Genomic DNA, 18,350 nt, shown 5'->3' on the forward strand with positions numbered 1-18,350 from the left:
GGATGGCAGCATGAAAACATGCCTTGTGTACAGGGACCGGCTTCTGCCCGCATCCGAGCATGCCTTCATGCGCAGGCAGTACATGGCCTTCAGCCAGTTGCGGCCTTACTGGGTTGGTTGCCACCGAGATAACCCTCCGGCGGATATGGCCACCACCTTGCGCATTCTTGGCGAAGGTCGTGTGTTAGGGGGGCTGCGGCGGCTGGCGTTTAAACAACTGGGGTGGGGGGCAGGCCGTGCCGTGGCTGATCTGGCCCCTGTGGTGGTCCATGCCCAGTTTGGGCGGGGGGGCGCGTTGGCTCTGCCCATTGCCCGGCAACTGGGCTTACCACTGGTCGTAACATTCCACGGAGGCGATGCCTTTAAGGACAAGCATTACGCAAACCGCTTTCCGCCCCCTGTTTTTCAGCGCCGGTGGCAAAGTCTGCTGGATTACAGCGCCATGTTTGTGTGCGTGTCCGACGGGGTGCGGGACAGGCTATTGGAGCGCGGTGTGCCCGCCCACAAGCTTGAGGTGCTGAACATTGGCACCGAGGATGTGGCGCCCGCTCGGGGACCGTTTGACCGTTTGGTTTTTGCCGGACGGTTTGTGGAAAAAAAAGGACTGCCTGTTCTGCTGGATGCCCTGCGTATTCTGGCTGGGCAGGGGGTAACGCCCCCTGTGGTGCTGGCGGGCGACGGGCCAATGCGCGCGGCCATGGAGCAGTATGCCGCAGGGCTTGAGCATGTCTGTTTTGCTGGCTGGTTAAGTGCCGGGCAGCTCCGCCAGCAGCTTGAACACGCGGTAGCACTGGTCGTGCCCAGTGTGCGGGCCACTGGGGGAGACCGGGAGGGCCTGCCCAGCGTGGCGGCCGAAGCCATGATGTATGGCGTGCCGGTTGTGGCCTCCCGCGAGGCCGGGCTGGAGATAACCCTGCTTGATGGAGGGGGGCTGGTAGTGCCAGCGGGGGATGCGCAGGCACTGGCGCAGGCACTGGCCCATGTTCTTCAGGCGGGTGTCCGCATTGGCATGGGGCAGGCGGCGCGCATGGTGGCGCGGGAGCAGCTTAGGGCGTCGGTCCAGTCTGCCCGGCTGGAACAACGCCTTTTGTCTGTTTTGTAATCAGACTTCGCTTTCAAGGAAAATGCGCGAGGCATCGCCCATCCACGGGCCGTAATAGCGTTCCAGCCAGTGTTCGGCCTGTGTGGGGGCACCTGCGGCAAGGGCTGTGAGCGGGGCCAGATAGACCCATTCGCTCGTCTGGCTCTGTTCGTCCACCATATCCCGGTTTTGCAGGCCATCCATGGAAATGGAGAGCATATGGGCGGCAAGGTCGCGCACGGTGCCTTCACCCCAAGGGGTGTCCAGCCCCATCATGGGTACCAGTTCGCGTAGCTTCACGTAGTCTTCCCACGGGCGGGCGCGCACCAGTTCCCATGCGGCTTCGAGTGCGGAGTCATCATACAGCAGGCCGGTCCACAGGGCGGGCAGGGCCATCATCATTTCGGGCGAGCCCGCATCGGCCCCGCGCATTTCCAGAAACTGCTTGAGCCGCACATCGGGGAAGGCGGTTGTCAGGTGGTCTTCAAAATCACCCAGCGTGGGAGTAAAGCCTTCCAGCCCATCCTGCCGCTCATCATTCAGCCATGCGCGGAAGGAGCGGCCAGCCACGTTGTGCATCCGGCCCTCACGCATGATGAAGTACATGGGCACGTCCAGCGCCCAGTCCACATAGCGTTCAAAGCCAAAGTCTTTTTCAAACACGCAGGCAGGCATGCCCGAGCGGGCATTGTCCGTATCGGTCCAGACCCGTGCACGGTTGGAAAGGAAGTTGTTGGGCTTGCCCTCCACAAAAGGAGAGTTGGCGAACAGGGCCGTGGCTACGGGTTGCAGCGCCATGGAAACCTGCATTTTGCGCACCATGTCCTGCTCGGAGCCAAAATCCAGATTAACCTGCACGGTGCAGGTGCGCTGCATCATGTCCAGCCCCATGGTGCCAACCTTGGGCATGTAGTCGCGCATAATGCCGTAGCGTGTTTTGGGCATCCATGGCTGGTCAGCACGGGTTGCCGTGGGGTGGAAGCCCAGCGGCGCAAAACCCAGCCCCAGCTTGCGTGCCAGTGGGCGCACGGCATCAAAATGGTTGCTCAGTTCTTCTGCCGTGTCATGCAGGGTGCGCAAGGGCGCACCGGAAAGTTCGAACTGCCCGGCCGGTTCGAGCGATATGGCAGCCCCCGCAGCCTCCCCCTGACCTTTGAGCCCGATAATACGCCCGTCATCCAGCACGGAGGTCCAGTCATCGGGTTCGGATTTGTGGAGGTTACGCAGCAGGGTTTCTATGCCCTGTGGGGCATAGGGGGGTGTTGCGTAGGCTGTGTTGCCAGCCTGGGGTGCGTCTGCGCCCACGGTGGCTTCCGGGCGCACAAAGCCGAATTTTTCATGCTCGGTGCCTATGCGCCACGCATCACGCGGTTTGCAGCCCTGCGCAAGCAGTTCGGCCAACTGCGCAATGGAATGGATGGGCGTTGTGTCGGAAGCACCGGGGTTGGACATGAGGTTTTCTGTATCCCAAAAACAGCCTTGCGGTCGCACGGCAAGACAGGAGCAATTGCCTTATTGTGATGAAACAGGGGCAGAGCGCAAGCCATTGCCCAGCAGCGCAAGCCCCGCCACCACCGCAGTATCGGCCCGCAGCACCAGTGAACCAAGGGAAATTGGGGCAACAAAAGGGCGCTTGAGCAGGGTCTGGCACTCACCATCGCTCAATCCGCCTTCCGGCCCGATCAGGAGTCCATCTCCCTCCTGCACCAGTCGCGGGGTGGGGTGGGGTGTGCTCTCGCGTTCGTCCAGCCGTTCTATTGCGGCAAACAGGCTTGCCTGCTGCGGCCAGCTCCCCAGCAAGGCGGGCAGGGTCTGCACCTGCGCTATGGCCGGTATGTCCAGCCTTTCGCATTGTTCGGCAGCTTCCACGGCTATGGCGTGCAGGCGCTCGGGGTTGATGCGGTGGGTGTTGGTGCGTTCGGTGACAAGTGGCAGAAATTCCGTCACGCCCAGTTCGGTGCCCATGCGCAGGACCAGATCGGTGGCATCGCGCTTGAGCAGGGCAAAGGCCAGCCGCAGGGGCGGGCAGGGCTGTGGGGCGCGTAGCTGGCGCTCAAGGGTCAGGCTGCCCCGGTCCTTGCGGATTTCGGCTATGCTGGCCAGCCATTCCCCCATGCCTGCATGGAACACACGCACCTGCTCCCCAGCCTTTTTGCGCAGGACAGTGCCAAGGTAGCGCGCCTGCTCGGGGGCAATCGGGCAGGGAGCGCCCTCCTGCGCCGTGGGCACAAGGGCGGGGTCCATATACAGGCGGGGGAGGCGGGAGAGGCCATTCATGCCGGTCATTTATCCTGCATCTGCTCGGGTGAGGGAGGAACAGGCCCGGTTTACGCACGAAATACCCTGTTTTGCAAAGGAGGTGGTGGGGGGAGGTTATGGTCCGCACCAGTTTGTGGCATAGGGAAGGGTGCAAAACGGTGCCCGTTGTTCCTGACCAGAGGCCTTATCAGAATCGTGTCTGCTTCCACCAGCCATACCGACATCCGGGTTACGGGATGGATTGCCCGCCTCCCTCCCTCCCTGCAGGCTTATGCCCTGCTGGCCCGGCTGGACCGGCCGGTGGGAACATGGCTTTTGTGGCTGCCCGGTGTATGGGGCATTCTGCTCCCCCAGGGCGTGGCTCCCATGGAACGGGTCAGGCTGATTGTGCTGTTTGGCATTGGCAGTCTGGTCATGCGTGCGGCGGGCTGTGTTGTAAACGACATGTGGGACCGCGATATTGACCGCCAGGTTGCGCGTACGGCGGGGCGGCCACTGGCGTCCGGCGCGCTGGGCATGCGGCAGGCCACGGCCTTTCTGGCATTGTTGCTGGTTATGGGGCTTGGGGTGCTGGTGCAGCTTAATCCCCTTTCATGGATACTGGGGGTGTCCTCCCTTGTGCTGGTGGGGCTTTACCCTCTGGCCAAGCGGTTCACATGGTGGCCGCAGCTTGTCATGGGGTTTACGTTCGGTTTTGGCGCACCCATGGGGTATGCGGCTGCTGCGGGGCAGCTGGCATGGGCACAGGCCGCCCTTTATGCTGCCACGATTGTCTGGCAGCTTGGGTTTGATACGATCTATGGCTTTCAGGACATGGAGGATGATGCGCGGATTGGCGTTAAATCCACCTCGCGCCTTATGGCCGGACGGGCACGGGCGTTTATTGGCGTGTGCTATGGGCTGACCCTTGTGCTGCTGGCGGGGGCTGGCCTGCTGGCCGGTGCTGGCTGGCTGTTCTGGCCCGCGCTGCTGTTGCCCGGTGTGCTGTTCTGGCGGCAGGCTGTGGCGGTTAACCCGGCCCGGCCGGCTTTGTGCCTTGCGCAGTTTTATGCCAACCGCAAAATTGGGCTGACCATTGTGCTGGCTCTGGCGCTCGGGTTGCTGGTGGTTTGAGAGTATCTGCGTTTTTTGCTGGCGGTAATGGCTGGCTGTAATAGCTGGCAGTCAAAGTGAGATGCCCTGTTCATGATAAGAGTTTTTCGTGCTGTTGCGCCATTATGTGCCGGTCTGTTCTTGCTGGCGGGGGCTGCCCATGCGCAGGATGCCGAAGGTAGTGCTGATACCGCAGCCGCCAGCACCGTGCAGCCCGCACGCCTGAGTGCTGCGGACAAGGTATGGGTTGCCCGGATTGAGCAGGAGCTTAACCATGCGCTCACCTTCAAGGCCCGCATCCAGCAGATAGATGCGGAGGGCAAACGCACAACCGGCACGGTGTGGATGAAGCGCCCCGGCCAGATGCGTCTGGCCTACGACCCGCCATCCCCTTTGCTGCTGGTTGCCAATCAGGGCAAGGTCGTGTTCCGCGACAGCCAGCTGGACCAGACAACGGTCATACCCATGGACCGGACCCCGCTTGGGCTTCTGCTGGCCCAGCATGTCAGCCTGTCTGACGGGGTTACATTGACCGCCTTCCGCCACGAAGCCGGGCTGGTTGCGGTCAAGCTGGTGCGCACGGCATCGCCCGGAGATGGCAGCCTGACACTGGTGTTTTATGAAACCCCGCTGGCCCTGCGCTCATGGAGTGTGCTGGATGCACAGGGGCATGAGACCCGCGTGACCCTGTTTGACGTGCATCCGGGGGCGGATATTCCGGCCAGTACGTTCGACCTGCCCGCCCAGCCGGAAGAATAATATCGTCCCCGACGGGGCCGGCCCAGCACGGCCCGGTTTGCGCAGCTACTGGAAAAACAGGCCGCGCATGGCGATATATACGGCGAACAGGACAGATTTTGAGACTGAAGGTATGAACGCCATGACCACACGGCACGCAGCACCATGACGGGGGAAGACCTGTTTGGCGGGGCCTCCCCCATGTCGGGTGCCGATGCCGCTCCGGCGCGCACGGGGGGCAGGCCCGCTCCAACCCAACCGCTGGCGGACCGCCTGCGCCCGGCCTGTCTGGCCGATGTGGTGGGGCAGGGGCACTTGCTGGGGCCGGAGGGCACGCTTACGCTCATGCTTGAGCGCGGCACCCTGCCCAGCCTGATCCTGTGGGGTGGCCCGGGGGTGGGCAAAACCACCATAGCCCGCCTACTGGCACAGGCTGCGGGGTTGCGGTTCATGCAGATTTCGGCCGTGTTTTCCGGGGTGGCGGACCTGAAAAAAGCGTTCGACGCCGCGCGCAAGCTGGCGGCTGGGGGCGTGGGCACACTTTTGTTTGTGGACGAGATCCACCGCTTCAACCGCGCGCAGCAGGACGGCTTTCTGCCCGTGGTGGAGGACGGAACCGTGGTGCTGGTAGGGGCCACGACCGAGAACCCTTCCTTCGCCCTGAACTCGGCCCTGCTCTCGCGCTGTCAGGTTATGGTGCTTAACCGGCTGGATGACCCGGCACTGGAAGCCCTGCTGGTCCGCGCGGAGGAGGAGACAGGCCACCCCCTGCCGCTTACGGAGGACGGGCGCGCCACCCTGCGCGCCATGGCCGATGGAGATGGGCGCTACCTGCTGAATATGGTTGAGCAGGTTCTGAGCCTGAAAAACACAAAACAGCTGGATGCGCAGGCTCTGGCCCGGTTGCTGGCCAAAAGAGCCATTCTGTATGACCGGGACCGGGAGGAGCATTACAACCTTATTTCCGCCCTGCACAAATCACTCCGCGGCTCGGACCCCGACGCCGCGCTGTACTGGTTTGCGCGTATGCTCGAAGGGGGCGAGGACCCGCGTTATCTGGCCCGCCGCCTGACCCGCTTTGCCACCGAGGATGTGGGCATGGCCGACCCCAACGCCCTGCCTCTGGCCGTGGCTGCGTGGGAGACATATGAGCGGCTTGGCTCGCCCGAGGGTGAGCTGGCTCTGGCCCAGCTTGTGGTGCATCTGGCAACAGCCCCCAAATCCAACGCGGCCTACAAGGCGTATGGGGCTGCACGTCGCGCCGCCAAGGCCACTGGCAGCCTTATCCCGCCCGCGCATATCCTGAACGCGCCCACGCGGCTGATGCAGGATATTGGCTACGGCAAGGGGTATGAATACGACCACGATGCGGAGGAAGGTTTTTCGGGGCAGAATTATTTCCCCGATGGTATGCGCCGCCAGACCTTTTATAATCCAACGGGTAGAGGCTACGAACGGGAGGTCAAACACAGGCTGGAAACATGGTCCCGCTTGCGGGAACGGCGCCAGTCGTGAATATCAGCGCATGAGTGTTGTCAATCTTACCGTGAGCGAGGACGAGGCCGGTATCCGCCTCGACCGTTATTTCCGTCGCCATTACCCGCATCTGACCCAGGGCGCGCTGCAAAAACTGTGCCGCACAGGCCAGATTCGCGTTGAGGGCAAAAGGGTGGAGGCCTCCACCCGGCTCGAGCCGGGGCAGAGCGTGCGCGTGCCGCCCATTCCCATGGCTGCCAAGCCCGCGCGTGATGTGCCGCGCCCGCTGGACGACAAGCTGGTGCGCGAAATCCAGCGTATGGTCGTTTATCAGGACAAGCACCTGATCGTGCTGAACAAACCCTCCGGCCTGGCCGTGCAGGGTGGTCCGGGCATTACCCGCCATGTGGATATGATGCTCGATGGCCTGCGCGAAAACCCCGATGACCCGCGCCCAAGGCTGGTCCACCGGATTGACCGCGATACATCGGGCCTGCTGCTGCTGGCCAGAACCCCCGGCGTGGCTGCCAAACTTGCGGCCTCCTTCCGTGGGCGGGACGTTAAAAAGACGTACTGGGCTGTTGTTGTGGGCAGGCCAGACCCGCTCTCGGGCGAGATCGACCAGCCGCTTGCCCGCCTGGGTGCCGGGCCGGGGGCCATTACCGTTGCCGCCGACCGTAAGGATGAGGATGCCCAGTCCGCCCGGACTGTGTACGAAGTGCTGGATTCGGCAGCCCGCAAGTTCTCATGGCTTGGGCTTTCCCCCCTTACGGGGCGCACGCACCAGTTGCGCGTGCATTGCGAATCCCTTGGCACCCCCATTCTGGGTGACCCCAAATATGGTGGGGCCACAGCGCACCCCTCCGGCTTTACGGACCAGTTGCACCTGCATGCGCGGGAGCTGGACATGCCCCACCCCGCAGGTGGCCGCCTTGTTGTAAGCGCTGAACTCCCCGCGCATATGCGTGAGACCTTCCGTGCTCTTGGCTTTACACCCGGAACAACGCCGCCCCCTGCGCGCAAGGGCGGCTGAGCGGCAACCGACCTCGCGCGGGAGAAAACGTGACAATGCGGTTTAAGTGGAAAATTGGCCTGCTTGCGGGTGTTGTGGCTGTGGTCGCGGGTGGCGGGACAATTTTTTCCGCAACGCAGGATGCCACATGGCTGAAAACCCGACTGAGTGATGCGGTGGAACAGGGCACGGGGCGGCACCTGAGCATTGGCACGCTGCATGTGTGGGTGCTGCCCTTCCCTTGGGTGGAGGCGCAGAATGTGCGCCTTTCCGGCGTGGAGGATGGTGGCCCGGACGTGCTGGCGGTCAAGCAGGTGCGGGCACGGCTCTCCATCATGCCGCTGTTTTCCCACCGCATTGCGTTCCGGGATGTGAGCATTATTTCCCCCAAAATCACCCTGCGCCGCCTGAGCGATGGACGGGCGGACTGGCTGCTGACCCCACCAGCCGCCACGGAGCAGGCCGCGGGCCCTGCACCTGCGGTGCGGATGCACTGGAATGTCAGCGCATCGGACCTGAATATCGTGCAGGCAGATGTGGTGTGGGATGACGCCCTTACCCATTATTCGGGCACGTTTGGCCTGCGCAAGGCCACGTTGCGTGGGCTGGATGGCACGGCCCCTGATCTGGACATACAGGGCCAGAAGGGCTCCGCCAGCTTCAGCCTGACCGGGCAGACAGGCCCGTTCTGGCCCCTTGGTGCGCAACTGCCCCTGCAACTCCGCCTGAGTTTGAACAATGGCGGGCATTCCATAGGCCTTGCGCATGTGGATGGCGTGATCAACGCACCGCAGGCCGAGCGTGTGTATAACCTGCACATGGGCGGTTCTGTCGGGCAGTTACAGGACCTGAATACCTTTTTCCCCCATGCCAATCTGCCTGATGGGCAAAACCTCTCGGTGGATCTGAGCGTGGCGGGGAGTGGGGATGCCCCGCAGGTCCAGAGCCTGCATATCCGCACGGGGCGTGTGGATCTGGGGCGCTGGCTGCCACAGGCAGCACTTGTCCGTGCTGTGGTGGATGCGCCTACCCCAACGGACCCGCTCAGCCTGCATGTGGAAGGGCAACTGGGTAGCCAGCCTGTGGGTCTTAACGGGTCCGCGGGCACTCTGGCACAACTTGTGCAGATGCAGGAGCAAACCCCTGCACCCGTGGATTTGGCGGTTACGCAGGGGCAGTCATCCGTGCAGGTCAAGGGTGCGCTCAGTGCTGTCCATTCCGCGCTGGATGTGCAGGGTACGCTGGAGCATCTGGCGTTTGGCACGCAATGGCCGGATGCTACCGGGCTGACAGTTACCGGGCATGTTGAAACCGACAAAACGGCATTTTTATACAAAAATCATACGGTTGCGGATGTCATGCACAACCTTGCGCTGGCGGGGGATATGCAGGTGCAGGCCGTAAGCTGGCAGGGTGTTGCCTGGTCGCAGGTGCAAACGCATGTGGCACTTGCCAACGCCCGTCTGGTGCTGGACCCTATCCATGCCGTGGGGAATGGCCAGCAGCAGGTTGCCCGGTTTGTGTATGACCTGTCTGGCCCGCAGCCGCAGGTGGAGGCGTCTGCCCGCTCGGTGTTCCTGCCTCTGGCGGTTGTACAGGCATGGATGCAGGTTGCGCCGGACATGCAGGGCACGGTCCAGCTTGTGGGTGCGCTCTCTGCGCAGGGTGATACGGCGGCTGCGCGCAGTAGTTCCCTTGCAGGGCATCTGGGCGCGTCCGTGGTGGACGGGAGCGTGGGCGGCGGGCTGATACGCCGTTTGCTGGGGCCGCAGGTGCCGGTCAAGGGGCAGATGCCTGTGCGCTGCTTTGGTGTGCATACACAGTTTGCCAACGGCGTGGCCCATATTGATCAGGTCGGGCTGGAAAGCGCCTTTTTGCACCTGCGCGGGCAGGGAACGGTTACTCTGGATACGCATGAGCTCAACATGGAACTGGCACCGCAGGTGCTGCTGGGTGGGGCTTCGGCGTCGTCCTCCCTGCGTGTCACGGGGCCATGGAATAACCCGCAGGTGAGCATGGCTGCCGCGCAGGATGGGCGCGTTGGCATTACCATTGGTGGGGAAGGGGAGGAGGCTACCTCCTGCGCGCCACTTCTGGCGACTGCGCGTGAAGGAGCCGATGGCCCAAGCCCGACCGTGGCGACAAAAAAAGCCAGCAAGGAGGAAAAGATCATGAACATGCTGCATGGTCTGGGGCTGTTCCGGTGAGCGCGAACGCAACGGGTCTGCCCGGGCGTACCCCGGCAGGGCGCAAACGGTTCTGGAAGCAGGTCCAGCTTGTCCCGCATGATGGGGGATTTGCTGTTCATCTGGATGGGCGCAGCGTACGTCTGCCAGGTAAAACGGTCCTGTGTGTGCCATCCCGCGCGCTGGCCGAGGCACTGGTGGCCGAATGGCAGGCTGCCGGGCAAACCGCAGAGGGGTATTTTACCCCCGATGACCTGCCATTAACCGGCATTGCAGGCTCCATGCTCGAACGCATTCCGCAGGCGCGGGACGGAGTGGTGCAAAGCCTTCTGGCTTATGCCAACAGCGACCTGATCTGTTACCGCGACGGCGCGGGCGGCAAGCTGGCGCAACAGCAGGCAACCCTGTGGGACCCGTGGCTGGCATGGCTGGATAAAACCTACGGTGCAACCTTCCGGACCACGCTCGGGGTTATGCCTATCTGCCAGTCCGATCAGGCCTTGCAGGCGCTTGGTGCGGTTATGGAGAGCATGACAGACGCGCAGCTTGCCGTGCTGGGGGTAGCCGTTCCGGCACTGGGGAGTCTGGTGCTGGGGCTGGCCTTGCTTGGTGGCGCGCCGGTGGAGGAACTGGTTGCCTGCGCTACGGTGGATGAGCGCCAGCAGATGGCGGTCTGGGGGCAGGATACAGAAGTTACGGACCGCATTGCCCGTATGCAGATGGAGCTGGAAACAGCCTCCCGGTTTGAAGCGTTAATGCATCAGGCCTGAGCGCTGGTCGCCCATGCTCCGCTAAGGCAGGGTGTGGGGTGTTTGCGCACGGGGCGTTTTGGTGTTTTTGTGGTCACTGTCAAACAGTGGAATCTGTTTTTGCAGGGGAGTATTTCAGGTCATGAAGATCAGCAACGGTGTCTTGGCTGCGGCAATGGTCGCGGGGCTTTCTCTCTCTGGTCTGTCGGCGCATGCGGCGGGGCCGGGTGGCTGGGGTGGTGGCATGGGTGTTGGCTCCACCTTTGGCGGTCCGGGCGGTAATGCGCTGGACGGGCTGGACCTGACCCGCAAGCAGCGCAACCAGATCACAACCATCCTCAAGGAAGCGCATGATCAGGATCAGGCGCAGGACACGCAGGAAGAGTTTGAAAACCTGCACGAGCAGATACAGGACCTGCTGAGCGTGCCCGGCCCGCTGGACCAGAACCAGATTGCACAGGTACAGCAGAAAATGGCAGCCCTGCGTGCAGAACGCGAGGCACGGCACCTCCAGACCGCCAGCCGGATTCATGACGTGCTGACGCCTGAGCAGCTGACCCAGATGCGTGAGCGGCAGCGCAAGATCCATGACCTGCTGAGCCAGCTGAATGCCTTGCAGCATCCCGCCCAGCAGATTTCTTCCGATAACCAGAAGAAGTAAAAACCAGAAGTTCCTTGACTCAGGGCCCGGTCGTACCGTAAGCCCTGCAACAAATCAGGACCGCCACTCCGCGAGTGTTCGCGCAGTGGCGCGTCTCGTTATGGGGTGTGTTGCACTTGTTCGAAGCTCTTTCAGGCAAGCTTTCCGGGGTTTTTGATGGTCTCGCCAAACGTGGCGCGCTGTCTGAAGCCGATGTGATGGAGGCCATGCGCGAAGTCCGTCTGGCCATGCTGGATGCGGACGTCGCGCTGCCCGTTGTTAAGGACTTTGTTAACAAGGTTAAGGAACGTGCGGTTGGGCAGGAGGTGCTGGAAAGCATTTCTCCCGGTCAGGCCGTTGCAAAAATTGTTAACGATGCGCTGATCGACGCGCTCGGTGGTGCAGGTGTTGCTCCCCTTAACCTGAATGCCACCCCACCCGTGCCGGTGCTTATGGTCGGGCTTCAGGGTTCGGGTAAAACCACCACATCGGGCAAGCTGGCCCTGCGCCTTGCTACGCGTGAGCGTAAAAAAGTGCTGCTGGCCTCGCTCGATACGCAACGCCCGGCCGCCCAGTTGCAGTTGGCCCAGCTTGCCCAGCAGGCTGGTGTAACGTCCCTGCCCATTATTGCGGGGCAGACGCCAGTTGGGATTGCCCAGCGTGCGCTCGAAGTCGGGCGCAAGGAAGGGTATGACGTCGTTATCCTCGATACGGCGGGTCGTCTGTCCATTGACGAAGCGCTGATGGAGGAAGTCCGCCAGATCAGGGACGTAACACACCCGGCGGAAACGCTGCTGGTTGTGGACGCCATGACCGGGCAGGACGCGGTCAATACCGCCAAGGCGTTTAACGAGGCCGTGGGTGTGACCGGTGTTGTCATGACCCGTATGGATGGTGATGCGCGCGGTGGTGCTGCCCTGTCCATGAAGGCCATTACCGGCGCGCCCATCAAGCTGACAGGTTCGGGCGAAAAGCTGGACGCGCTGGATGAGTTCCATCCCGAGCGTGTGGCAGGCCGTATTCTGGGCCTGGGTGATATTGCCGGTCTTGTGGAAAAAGCAGCGGATACGCTGGACCACGAGGAAGGTGAGCGTCTGGCCCAGCGCATGATGGCTGGCAAGTTTGATCTGGATGACTACGCATCCCAGATCCGCCAGATCAACAAGCTTGGTTCCATTTCCGGTATTCTGGGAATGTTGCCGGGTATGGGTAAGGTCAAGGAAGCGCTGGGGGACAAGGACCTTGATACGTCCGTCCTTAAAAAGCACCTTGCCATTATCGGTTCCATGACCCGGGGCGAACGTCGTGCGCCGGGGATTATCAAGGCCTCGCGCAAAAAACGGATTGCCGCAGGGTCTGGAACAACAGTTCAGGACGTCAACAAGCTGCTCAAGCAGTTCGACATGATGTCCACCATGATGAAGCGTTTTAACAAACTGGGCGTGAAAGGTCTCATGCGCCAGGGAATGTCTGCGCTCATGCCTAAGGGAATGGGTGGAGGCCCGCCGGGTGGTCCTGGCGGTTCTCCCTTCCGCTGATGCGGCCTGTTTCTGCCTAAGTTTTCCGGGTTTTGTTTTTCGGTCTGGAGTATTCCGAATGAGTGTTAAAATTCGTCTTGCCCGCGCTGGTGCCAAGAAGCGTCCTTACTACCACATCGTTGTGGCAGACAGCCGCAGCCCGCGTGATGGCCGCTTTATTGAAAAAGTGGGTGCCTACAACCCGATGCTGCCTTCCGACCACGCTGAACGCGTGCGTCTGGTAAACGAACGCATCACGCACTGGCTTTCCCAGGGTGCGCAGCCGACCGATCGTGTTGCCCGCTTCCTGGGTAACGCCGGTCTGATCGCCAAGCCGAGCTTTAACGAGCAGCCCAAGCAGTCTGCTCCGAAGAAGAAGGCGCAGGAACGTGCAGCCGCTGCCGCCAAAGCAGCAGAAGCCGCAGCCTGAGCTAAGCCGAGCCAGCTATGCAGCCTGACCTGATCCTTGTTGGTGTTGTGGGTAAACCGCATGGAGTGCGCGGCCTTGTGCGCGTGCATTCCTATGCGGCGGATGCCGCAACGCTGGAGGATTATGCGGTTCTGCAGGATGCGCAGGGGCGTAAATGGTCCTTGCGCTGGTGCGGTGCGGATAGCGTTGCCGAGCTTAAAGACGCAGATGGCAAGCCACTGGCGGATCGGACTGCGGCACAGGCGCTGGTGAATACCCGCCTGTATGTGCCGCGCTCCTGCCTGCCGGAGCCAGAGGAAGAAGAATTCTACCATGCTGACCTGATCGGCATGGAAGCGTTTGAAAAAGGTCTTTCTCTGGGGCGCGTCCTCATGGTTCACGATTACGGTGCCGGTGCCAGCCTTGAACTGGGTGATGGCTCGCTTGTTCCCTTTACCAAGGCCTGTGTGCCTGAGGTCAGGCTGGATGAGCGTACCATAACCATTGTTCGTCCCGATGAAGTTTCGGGGGAAGAAGGGCGTGGTGTTGGCAAGCGGCAGGCGGGGGCGCCAGCATGAGCTGGCAGGCCACCGTTGTAACACTCTTCCCGGAAATGTTTCCGGGGCCTTTGGGGCAGTCCCTCGCGGGGCGTGCGCTGGAGAACGGGGTGTGGTCCTGCCGTACCGAAGACCTGCGTGAGCATGGTCTTGGTCGCCATCGTGCTGTTGATGATACGCCGTTTGGTGGTGGCGCAGGTATGGTTATCCGCCCGGACGTGGCCGATGCGGCACTTGCCGCAACGCAGGCTGACGCCAATATTCCGTGTGTGTATCTTACGCCACGGGGGCGTCCGCTTACACAGGCGGATGTACGGCGTTACGCGGCAGGTCCAGGCGTTATGCTGCTGTGTGGCCGGTTTGAAGGGGTGGACGAGCGCTTTTTGCAGGCGAGGGGTGTCGAGCAGGTTTCCATCGGGGATTATGTTCTCTCGGGTGGGGAAACTGCAGCTCTGGTTCTGCTGGATGCGTGTGTTCGTCTGCTCCCCGGTGTAATGGGGAGTGAACAGAGCGGTGTGGAGGAAAGTTTTTCCGACGGGCTGCTCGAATACCCACATTATACCCGCCCGGCTGTATGGGATGGGCATGAGGTACCCGAGGTTCTGCTTTCGGGTAACCATGCTGCCATAGCGCAGTGGCGGCAGGCTAAGGCTGAAGAGACAACGCGGGAAAGAAGGCCGGATCTGTGGTCTGCCTGGCTGGCTCGCAAGAATGAAAACAGGACTGCAGCTGTGGGCGGGGCCGCACAGGCAGACCTTAGGGGTTTGAGAAGGATACCGACATGAACATTATCCAGCAGTACGAAGCTGCCGAAATTGAACGTCTGACCGCTGCGCGCGCAGTGCCCGTATTTGATGCCGGTGACACCGTGCGTGTTTCCGTGCAGGTCAAGGAAGGCGAGCGCGTTCGTCTTCAGGCGTTTGAAGGCGTTGTGATCGCCCGTTCCAACAAGGGCCTGAACAGCAACTTCACCGTGCGCAAGATCTCCAACGGTGAAGGCGTGGAACGTGTGTTCCCGCTGTATGCTCCGACTGTGGCCGAAATCAAGGTCGTGCGTCGTGGTAAGGTGCGTCGCGCAAAGCTGTATTACCTGCGTGGCCGTAGCGGCAAGTCTGCACGTATTGCAGAACGCCCGCGTGAAGTTGTTGCTCCGGCAGCAGCAGGCTAAAAGCCACAAGGCTTTTGGGCACGACGCCAGACATGGCTTGTGTGAACCCGACTGGCCTGTGGCCAGTCGGGTCTTTGTGATAAAACAGGGTGTGTGCAGCGCTCATTCAAGGCTGTTCACACGGATATAAAGGTAAGGAGGATGCGCATGGCTGCGCGTACGTTGTTCGACAAGATCTGGGATGATCATGTCGTGGAAACCCTTCCGGACGGCACCTCCATTCTTTATATCGACCGCCACCTCGTTCATGAGGTGACCAGTCCGCAGGCGTTCGAAGGCCTGCGTCTGGCCGGGCGCAAGCTGCGCCACCCGGAAAGAACCGTGGCTGTTGTGGACCACAACGTGCCCACATCCGACCGGAGCCAGCCGATCGAGGAAGCGGACAGCCGCAACCAGATTGAAACGCTCGAGCGTAACGTCAAGGAATTTGGCGTTCCCTATTTTCCGCTTCTGTCTGCCAATCAGGGGATTGTGCATGTGGTTGGGCCGGAGCAGGGGATTTCCCTGCCGGGTATGACCATTGTGTGCGGTGATTCGCATACCTCCACGCATGGAGCACTTGGCTCGCTGGCGTTTGGTATTGGCACGTCCGAAGTTGAACATGTCATGGCCACGCAGACCATTCTGCAGCGCCCTGCCAAAAACATGCGTGTCAATGTGGAAGGAACCCCCGGAGCGGGTGTTTCCGCCAAGGACATCATGCTGGCCATTATCGGGCATATCGGCACCGCCGGTGGCACGGGGCATGTGATCGAATTTGCCGGGTCCGCCATTCGTGGGCTGGATATGGCAGGCCGCATGACCATCTGCAACATGGCGATCGAGGCCGGTGCCCGCGCAGGGCTTGTTGCCCCGGATGAGACCACGTTCGAGTACGTGCGCAACCGCCCGTTTGCCCCCAAGGGTGAAGGGTTTGAGCAAGCCGTTGCCTACTGGAAAACCCTTGCATCGGACGACGGTGCGCATTTTGACCGCGAAGTAACCCTGCGCGCTGAGGACATAGGCCCGACCCTGACATGGGGCACAAGCCCCGAAACAGTTCTGGCCATTACCGATACCGTGCCCGACCCGGCACAGGAAACCGACGAGGCCGTAAAAGCCCAGTTGCAGCGCATGCTGGACTATATGGGCCTTGAAGCCGGACAGAAAATTGCTGGTACGCCGGTGGATGTGGTCTTTATTGGCTCATGCACCAACAGCCGGATCGAGGATCTGCGTATGGCTGCTCAGGTTGCCGCCGGGCGCAAGGTTGCTCCGGGCGTGCGCGCCATGATTGTTCCCGGTTCGGGTAACGTCAAACGGCAGGCTGAGGAAGAAGGGCTGGACCGTATTTTTCTGGATGCAGGTTTTGAATGGCGTGAGGCCGGGTGCTCCATGTGCCTTGGCATGAACCCCGACCGCCTGACCCCCGGCCAGCGTTGCGCATCCACCTCCAACCGTAATTTTGAAGGACGGCAGGGGCCGGGTGGGCGCACACATCTGCTTTCTCCCGCCATGGCTGCGGCTGCTGCGGTCACGGGCTGCCTGACCGATGTGAGGGAACTGGCATAATGGAAAAGTTCGTCACGCTGTCCGCCATTGCAGCGGCTCTGCCGCAGGCCAATATTGACACGGACAAGATTATTCCGGCGCGGTTTTTGAAAACCACCCAGCGTACCGGCCTTGGCAAGCACGCGTTTGATGCCATGCGTTACCTGCCCGATGGTGCCGAAAATCCGGATTTTGTGCTCAATCAGCAGCCCTGGCGCAAAGCCGAAATCCTGATCACGTATGACAATCTGGGGTGTGGTTCCTCGCGCGAGCATGCGCCGTGGGCTTTGCTGGATTTTGGTATCCGCTGCGTTATTGCGCCCTCTTTTGCCGATATTTTCTTCAACAACTGCTTCAAGAACGGCATTCTGCCCATCCGCCTCCCGCGTGAGGTGTGTGATGAGCTGATGGGGGACGCACAGATGGGCAGCAATGCCCGCCTGACGGTGGACCTGCCGCGTCAGGTTGTTATTCGCCCCAATGGGGAAGAAGTCCCGTTCGAGATTGATGCCTTCCGCAAGCATCTCCTGCTCGAAGGGCTGGATGACATCGGCCAGACTCTCAAGCACGAAGCAACGATTACAACATACGAAAAACGGCAGGACCGGGATAAATCCTGGCTGCCCACCATTCATTTTGACTGAACAGATCCCTACGGAGCACCGCGATGACAGACCCCAAGCAGCCCGTTAAACTTCTTGTCCTGCCCGGAGATGGGATCGGCCCCGAAGTTGTGCGCGAAGTCGGCCGGATTATTGCATGGCTGGAAAAAAAGCGCGGCCTGACATTTGAACTGACCGAAGACCTTGTGGGTGGTGCCTCTCTGGCGGAATACGGCGTGCCGATCCGTGATGAGGTGATCGAGAAGGCCTGGGCTGCCGATGCTGTTCTGTTCGGCTCGGTGGGGGACCCCAAATGGGGGCATGTCAGCTTTGACAAGCGGCCGGAAGTCGCCATTCTCAAGCTTCGGCAGGAACTGGGGCTGTTTGCCAATCTGCGTCCCGCCAAGGTGTTTGATGCGCTGGTCGATAGCAGCACGCTCAAGCCCGATGTTGTGCGTGGTCTGGATATTATGATCGTGCGTGAAACCGTGGGCGGCATTTACTTTGGTGACCCGCGCGGGATCGAAACCCTGCCCGATGGCTCCAAGCGCGGCATTAACACCGAGGTTTACACCACGTCGGAAATCCAGCGCGTGGCCCGCGTTGCGTTTGATCTGGCCCGCAAGCGCGATAACCGCGTGTGCTCGGTGGAAAAATGCAACGTGATGGAAAGCGGCCTGCTGTGGAAAGAGGTCGTGACCGATGTGCACGCCCGCGAGTTCCCCGATGTGACGCTGTCGCACATGCTGGCCGACAACTGCGCCATGCAGCTGGTGCGCAACCCGCGTCAGTTTGACGTGCTGGTAACCGGCAACCTGTTTGGCGATATTCTGTCCGACCTTGCCTCCATGCTGACAGGTAGCCTTGGCATGCTGCCATCTGCCACTCTGGGGGCGGAACAGGCCGATGGTCGTCGCCCGGCGCTGTATGAGCCCATCCATGGTAGCGCGCCTGACATTGCAGGGCAGGGTATTGCCAACCCGATTGCCCAGATTCTCTCGTTTGCCATGCTGCTGCGGTATTCGCTTAACCTCCAGACCGAAGCGGATATGATCGAGCAGGCAGTTTCCAACGTTCTGGCCAGTGGTCTGCGTACGGCGGATATTATGGCAGAAGGCATGGCCCGCGTTGGTACGTCCGTTATGGGCGAAGCCATTGTGCGCGAACTGGACAAGCTCCAGAACAGCTAAAGCTGGAGCATACGCCAACAAAAAAGCCGCCCACAGCACTGTGGGCGGCTTTTTTGTTTGTAGCTTCAAGCAGGCTCTGGCTTGCGTCCGGGCAAACAAAAAGGCCGGAACCCGTGGGGCAACCGACCTTTAATGCCTGCAAAA

Annotated in this window: 18 protein-coding genes; 16 read left to right on the plus strand and 2 right to left on the minus strand. The window is 61.3% G+C overall.

The features are described 5' to 3' along the window. Positions 1–10: 10 nt before the first annotated feature. On the plus strand, positions 11–1,102 hold the full coding sequence (locus ACSYTG_RS04405) for a glycosyltransferase (protein ID WP_489783016.1): 1,092 nt from the start codon (positions 11–13) through the stop codon (positions 1,100–1,102). Here the strand turns inward: ACSYTG_RS04405 and ACSYTG_RS04410 are convergent, their stop codons facing one another. Together ACSYTG_RS04410 and ACSYTG_RS04415 are read right to left on the minus strand one after the other, a co-directional pair. Further along, positions 1,103–2,533: a glutamate--cysteine ligase gene (locus ACSYTG_RS04410; protein WP_489783015.1), complete on the minus strand. Its 1,431-nt coding sequence runs from the start codon at positions 2,531–2,533 to the stop codon at positions 1,103–1,105. A 60-nt stretch (positions 2,534–2,593) separates the two neighbouring features. Continuing rightward, positions 2,594–3,358, minus strand: coding sequence for a 16S rRNA (uracil(1498)-N(3))-methyltransferase (locus tag ACSYTG_RS04415; RefSeq protein ID WP_489783014.1), 765 nt, complete (start codon positions 3,356–3,358; stop codon positions 2,594–2,596). Positions 3,359–3,535: 177 nt separating this feature from the next. Between ACSYTG_RS04415 and ubiA the strand changes: the two genes are divergently transcribed. The 15 genes from ubiA (at position 3,536) to leuB (ending at position 18,206) form a co-directional block, all read left to right on the plus strand. After that, positions 3,536–4,453 (plus strand): 4-hydroxybenzoate octaprenyltransferase, encoded by a 918-nt coding sequence (gene ubiA, locus ACSYTG_RS04420; RefSeq protein WP_489783013.1) that lies wholly within the window; start codon positions 3,536–3,538, stop codon positions 4,451–4,453. Positions 4,454–4,525: 72 nt separating this feature from the next. Next, positions 4,526–5,191, plus strand: coding sequence for a LolA family protein (locus ACSYTG_RS04425; RefSeq protein WP_489783012.1), 666 nt, complete (start codon positions 4,526–4,528; stop codon positions 5,189–5,191). A 144-nt stretch (positions 5,192–5,335) separates the two neighbouring features. Next, positions 5,336–6,685 (plus strand): replication-associated recombination protein A, encoded by a 1,350-nt coding sequence (locus ACSYTG_RS04430; protein WP_489783011.1) that lies wholly within the window; start codon positions 5,336–5,338, stop codon positions 6,683–6,685. Positions 6,686–6,695: 10 nt separating this feature from the next. Beyond that, positions 6,696–7,679 (plus strand): RluA family pseudouridine synthase, encoded by a 984-nt coding sequence (locus ACSYTG_RS04435; RefSeq protein WP_086645486.1) that lies wholly within the window; start codon positions 6,696–6,698, stop codon positions 7,677–7,679. Positions 7,680–7,714: 35 nt separating this feature from the next. Then, entirely contained in the window at positions 7,715–9,865 is a 2,151-nt protein-coding gene (locus tag ACSYTG_RS04440) for an AsmA family protein (RefSeq protein WP_489783111.1), read from the plus strand. Next, positions 9,862–10,614: an ATP12 family protein gene (locus ACSYTG_RS04445; RefSeq protein ID WP_489783010.1), complete on the plus strand. Its 753-nt coding sequence runs from the start codon at positions 9,862–9,864 to the stop codon at positions 10,612–10,614. The genes ACSYTG_RS04440 and ACSYTG_RS04445 overlap by 4 nt, the downstream gene beginning before the upstream one ends. Positions 10,615–10,735: 121 nt before the next feature. Then, complete coding sequence (locus tag ACSYTG_RS04450; protein WP_095349385.1) at positions 10,736–11,254, plus strand: Spy/CpxP family protein refolding chaperone; 519 nt, start codon at positions 10,736–10,738, stop codon at positions 11,252–11,254. Between the two features lie 116 nt (positions 11,255–11,370). Continuing rightward, positions 11,371–12,771, plus strand: coding sequence for a signal recognition particle protein (gene ffh, locus ACSYTG_RS04455; protein WP_086645482.1), 1,401 nt, complete (start codon positions 11,371–11,373; stop codon positions 12,769–12,771). 58 nt (positions 12,772–12,829) lie between these two features. Continuing rightward, entirely contained in the window at positions 12,830–13,180 is a 351-nt protein-coding gene (gene rpsP, locus ACSYTG_RS04460) for a 30S ribosomal protein S16 (RefSeq protein ID WP_048852797.1), read from the plus strand. Between the two features lie 17 nt (positions 13,181–13,197). Then, entirely contained in the window at positions 13,198–13,737 is a 540-nt protein-coding gene (rimM, locus tag ACSYTG_RS04465) for a ribosome maturation factor RimM (RefSeq protein WP_253528789.1), read from the plus strand. After that, the gene (gene trmD, locus ACSYTG_RS04470) at positions 13,734–14,501 is read left to right on the plus strand and encodes a tRNA (guanosine(37)-N1)-methyltransferase TrmD (RefSeq protein WP_086645480.1); all 768 of its coding nucleotides are present in this window, start codon (positions 13,734–13,736) and stop codon (positions 14,499–14,501) included. The genes rimM and trmD overlap by 4 nt, the downstream gene beginning before the upstream one ends. Further along, positions 14,498–14,884, plus strand: coding sequence for a 50S ribosomal protein L19 (gene rplS / locus ACSYTG_RS04475; RefSeq protein WP_086645479.1), 387 nt, complete (start codon positions 14,498–14,500; stop codon positions 14,882–14,884). The genes trmD and rplS overlap by 4 nt, the downstream gene beginning before the upstream one ends. A gap of 147 nt (positions 14,885–15,031) precedes the next feature. Further along, positions 15,032–16,435, plus strand: coding sequence for a 3-isopropylmalate dehydratase large subunit (gene leuC / locus ACSYTG_RS04480; RefSeq protein ID WP_086645676.1), 1,404 nt, complete (start codon positions 15,032–15,034; stop codon positions 16,433–16,435). Then, positions 16,435–17,058 (plus strand): 3-isopropylmalate dehydratase small subunit, encoded by a 624-nt coding sequence (gene leuD / locus ACSYTG_RS04485; RefSeq protein WP_165925416.1) that lies wholly within the window; start codon positions 16,435–16,437, stop codon positions 17,056–17,058. The genes leuC and leuD overlap by 1 nt, the downstream gene beginning before the upstream one ends. 23 nt (positions 17,059–17,081) lie before the next feature. After that, positions 17,082–18,206, plus strand: a complete 1,125-nt coding sequence (leuB, locus tag ACSYTG_RS04490; RefSeq protein WP_086645477.1) for a 3-isopropylmalate dehydrogenase — start codon at positions 17,082–17,084, stop codon at positions 18,204–18,206. Positions 18,207–18,350: the final 144 nt, after the last annotated feature.

The sequence above is a fragment of the Acetobacter sp. ESL1128 genome (assembly GCF_058505085.1).

Coding starts and splice junctions, on each gene's coding strand:
- ACSYTG_RS04405 (WP_489783016.1), top strand. CDS start 11: ATGAAAACATGCCTTGTGTACAGGGACCGGCTTCTGCCCGCATCCGAG.
- leuD (WP_165925416.1), top strand. CDS start 16,435: ATGGAAAAGTTCGTCACGCTGTCCGCCATTGCAGCGGCTCTGCCGCAG.
- rpsP (WP_048852797.1), top strand. CDS start 12,830: ATGAGTGTTAAAATTCGTCTTGCCCGCGCTGGTGCCAAGAAGCGTCCT.
- ACSYTG_RS04430 (WP_489783011.1), top strand. CDS start 5,336: ATGACGGGGGAAGACCTGTTTGGCGGGGCCTCCCCCATGTCGGGTGCC.
- rplS (WP_086645479.1), top strand. CDS start 14,498: ATGAACATTATCCAGCAGTACGAAGCTGCCGAAATTGAACGTCTGACC.
- ACSYTG_RS04410 (WP_489783015.1), bottom strand. CDS start 2,533: ATGTCCAACCCCGGTGCTTCCGACACAACGCCCATCCATTCCATTGCG.
- ACSYTG_RS04425 (WP_489783012.1), top strand. CDS start 4,526: ATGATAAGAGTTTTTCGTGCTGTTGCGCCATTATGTGCCGGTCTGTTC.
- ACSYTG_RS04415 (WP_489783014.1), bottom strand. CDS start 3,358: ATGAATGGCCTCTCCCGCCTCCCCCGCCTGTATATGGACCCCGCCCTT.
- rimM (WP_253528789.1), top strand. CDS start 13,198: ATGCAGCCTGACCTGATCCTTGTTGGTGTTGTGGGTAAACCGCATGGA.
- leuB (WP_086645477.1), top strand. CDS start 17,082: ATGACAGACCCCAAGCAGCCCGTTAAACTTCTTGTCCTGCCCGGAGAT.
- ACSYTG_RS04440 (WP_489783111.1), top strand. CDS start 7,715: ATGCGGTTTAAGTGGAAAATTGGCCTGCTTGCGGGTGTTGTGGCTGTG.
- leuC (WP_086645676.1), top strand. CDS start 15,032: ATGGCTGCGCGTACGTTGTTCGACAAGATCTGGGATGATCATGTCGTG.
- ACSYTG_RS04435 (WP_086645486.1), top strand. CDS start 6,696: ATGAGTGTTGTCAATCTTACCGTGAGCGAGGACGAGGCCGGTATCCGC.
- ACSYTG_RS04450 (WP_095349385.1), top strand. CDS start 10,736: ATGAAGATCAGCAACGGTGTCTTGGCTGCGGCAATGGTCGCGGGGCTT.
- trmD (WP_086645480.1), top strand. CDS start 13,734: ATGAGCTGGCAGGCCACCGTTGTAACACTCTTCCCGGAAATGTTTCCG.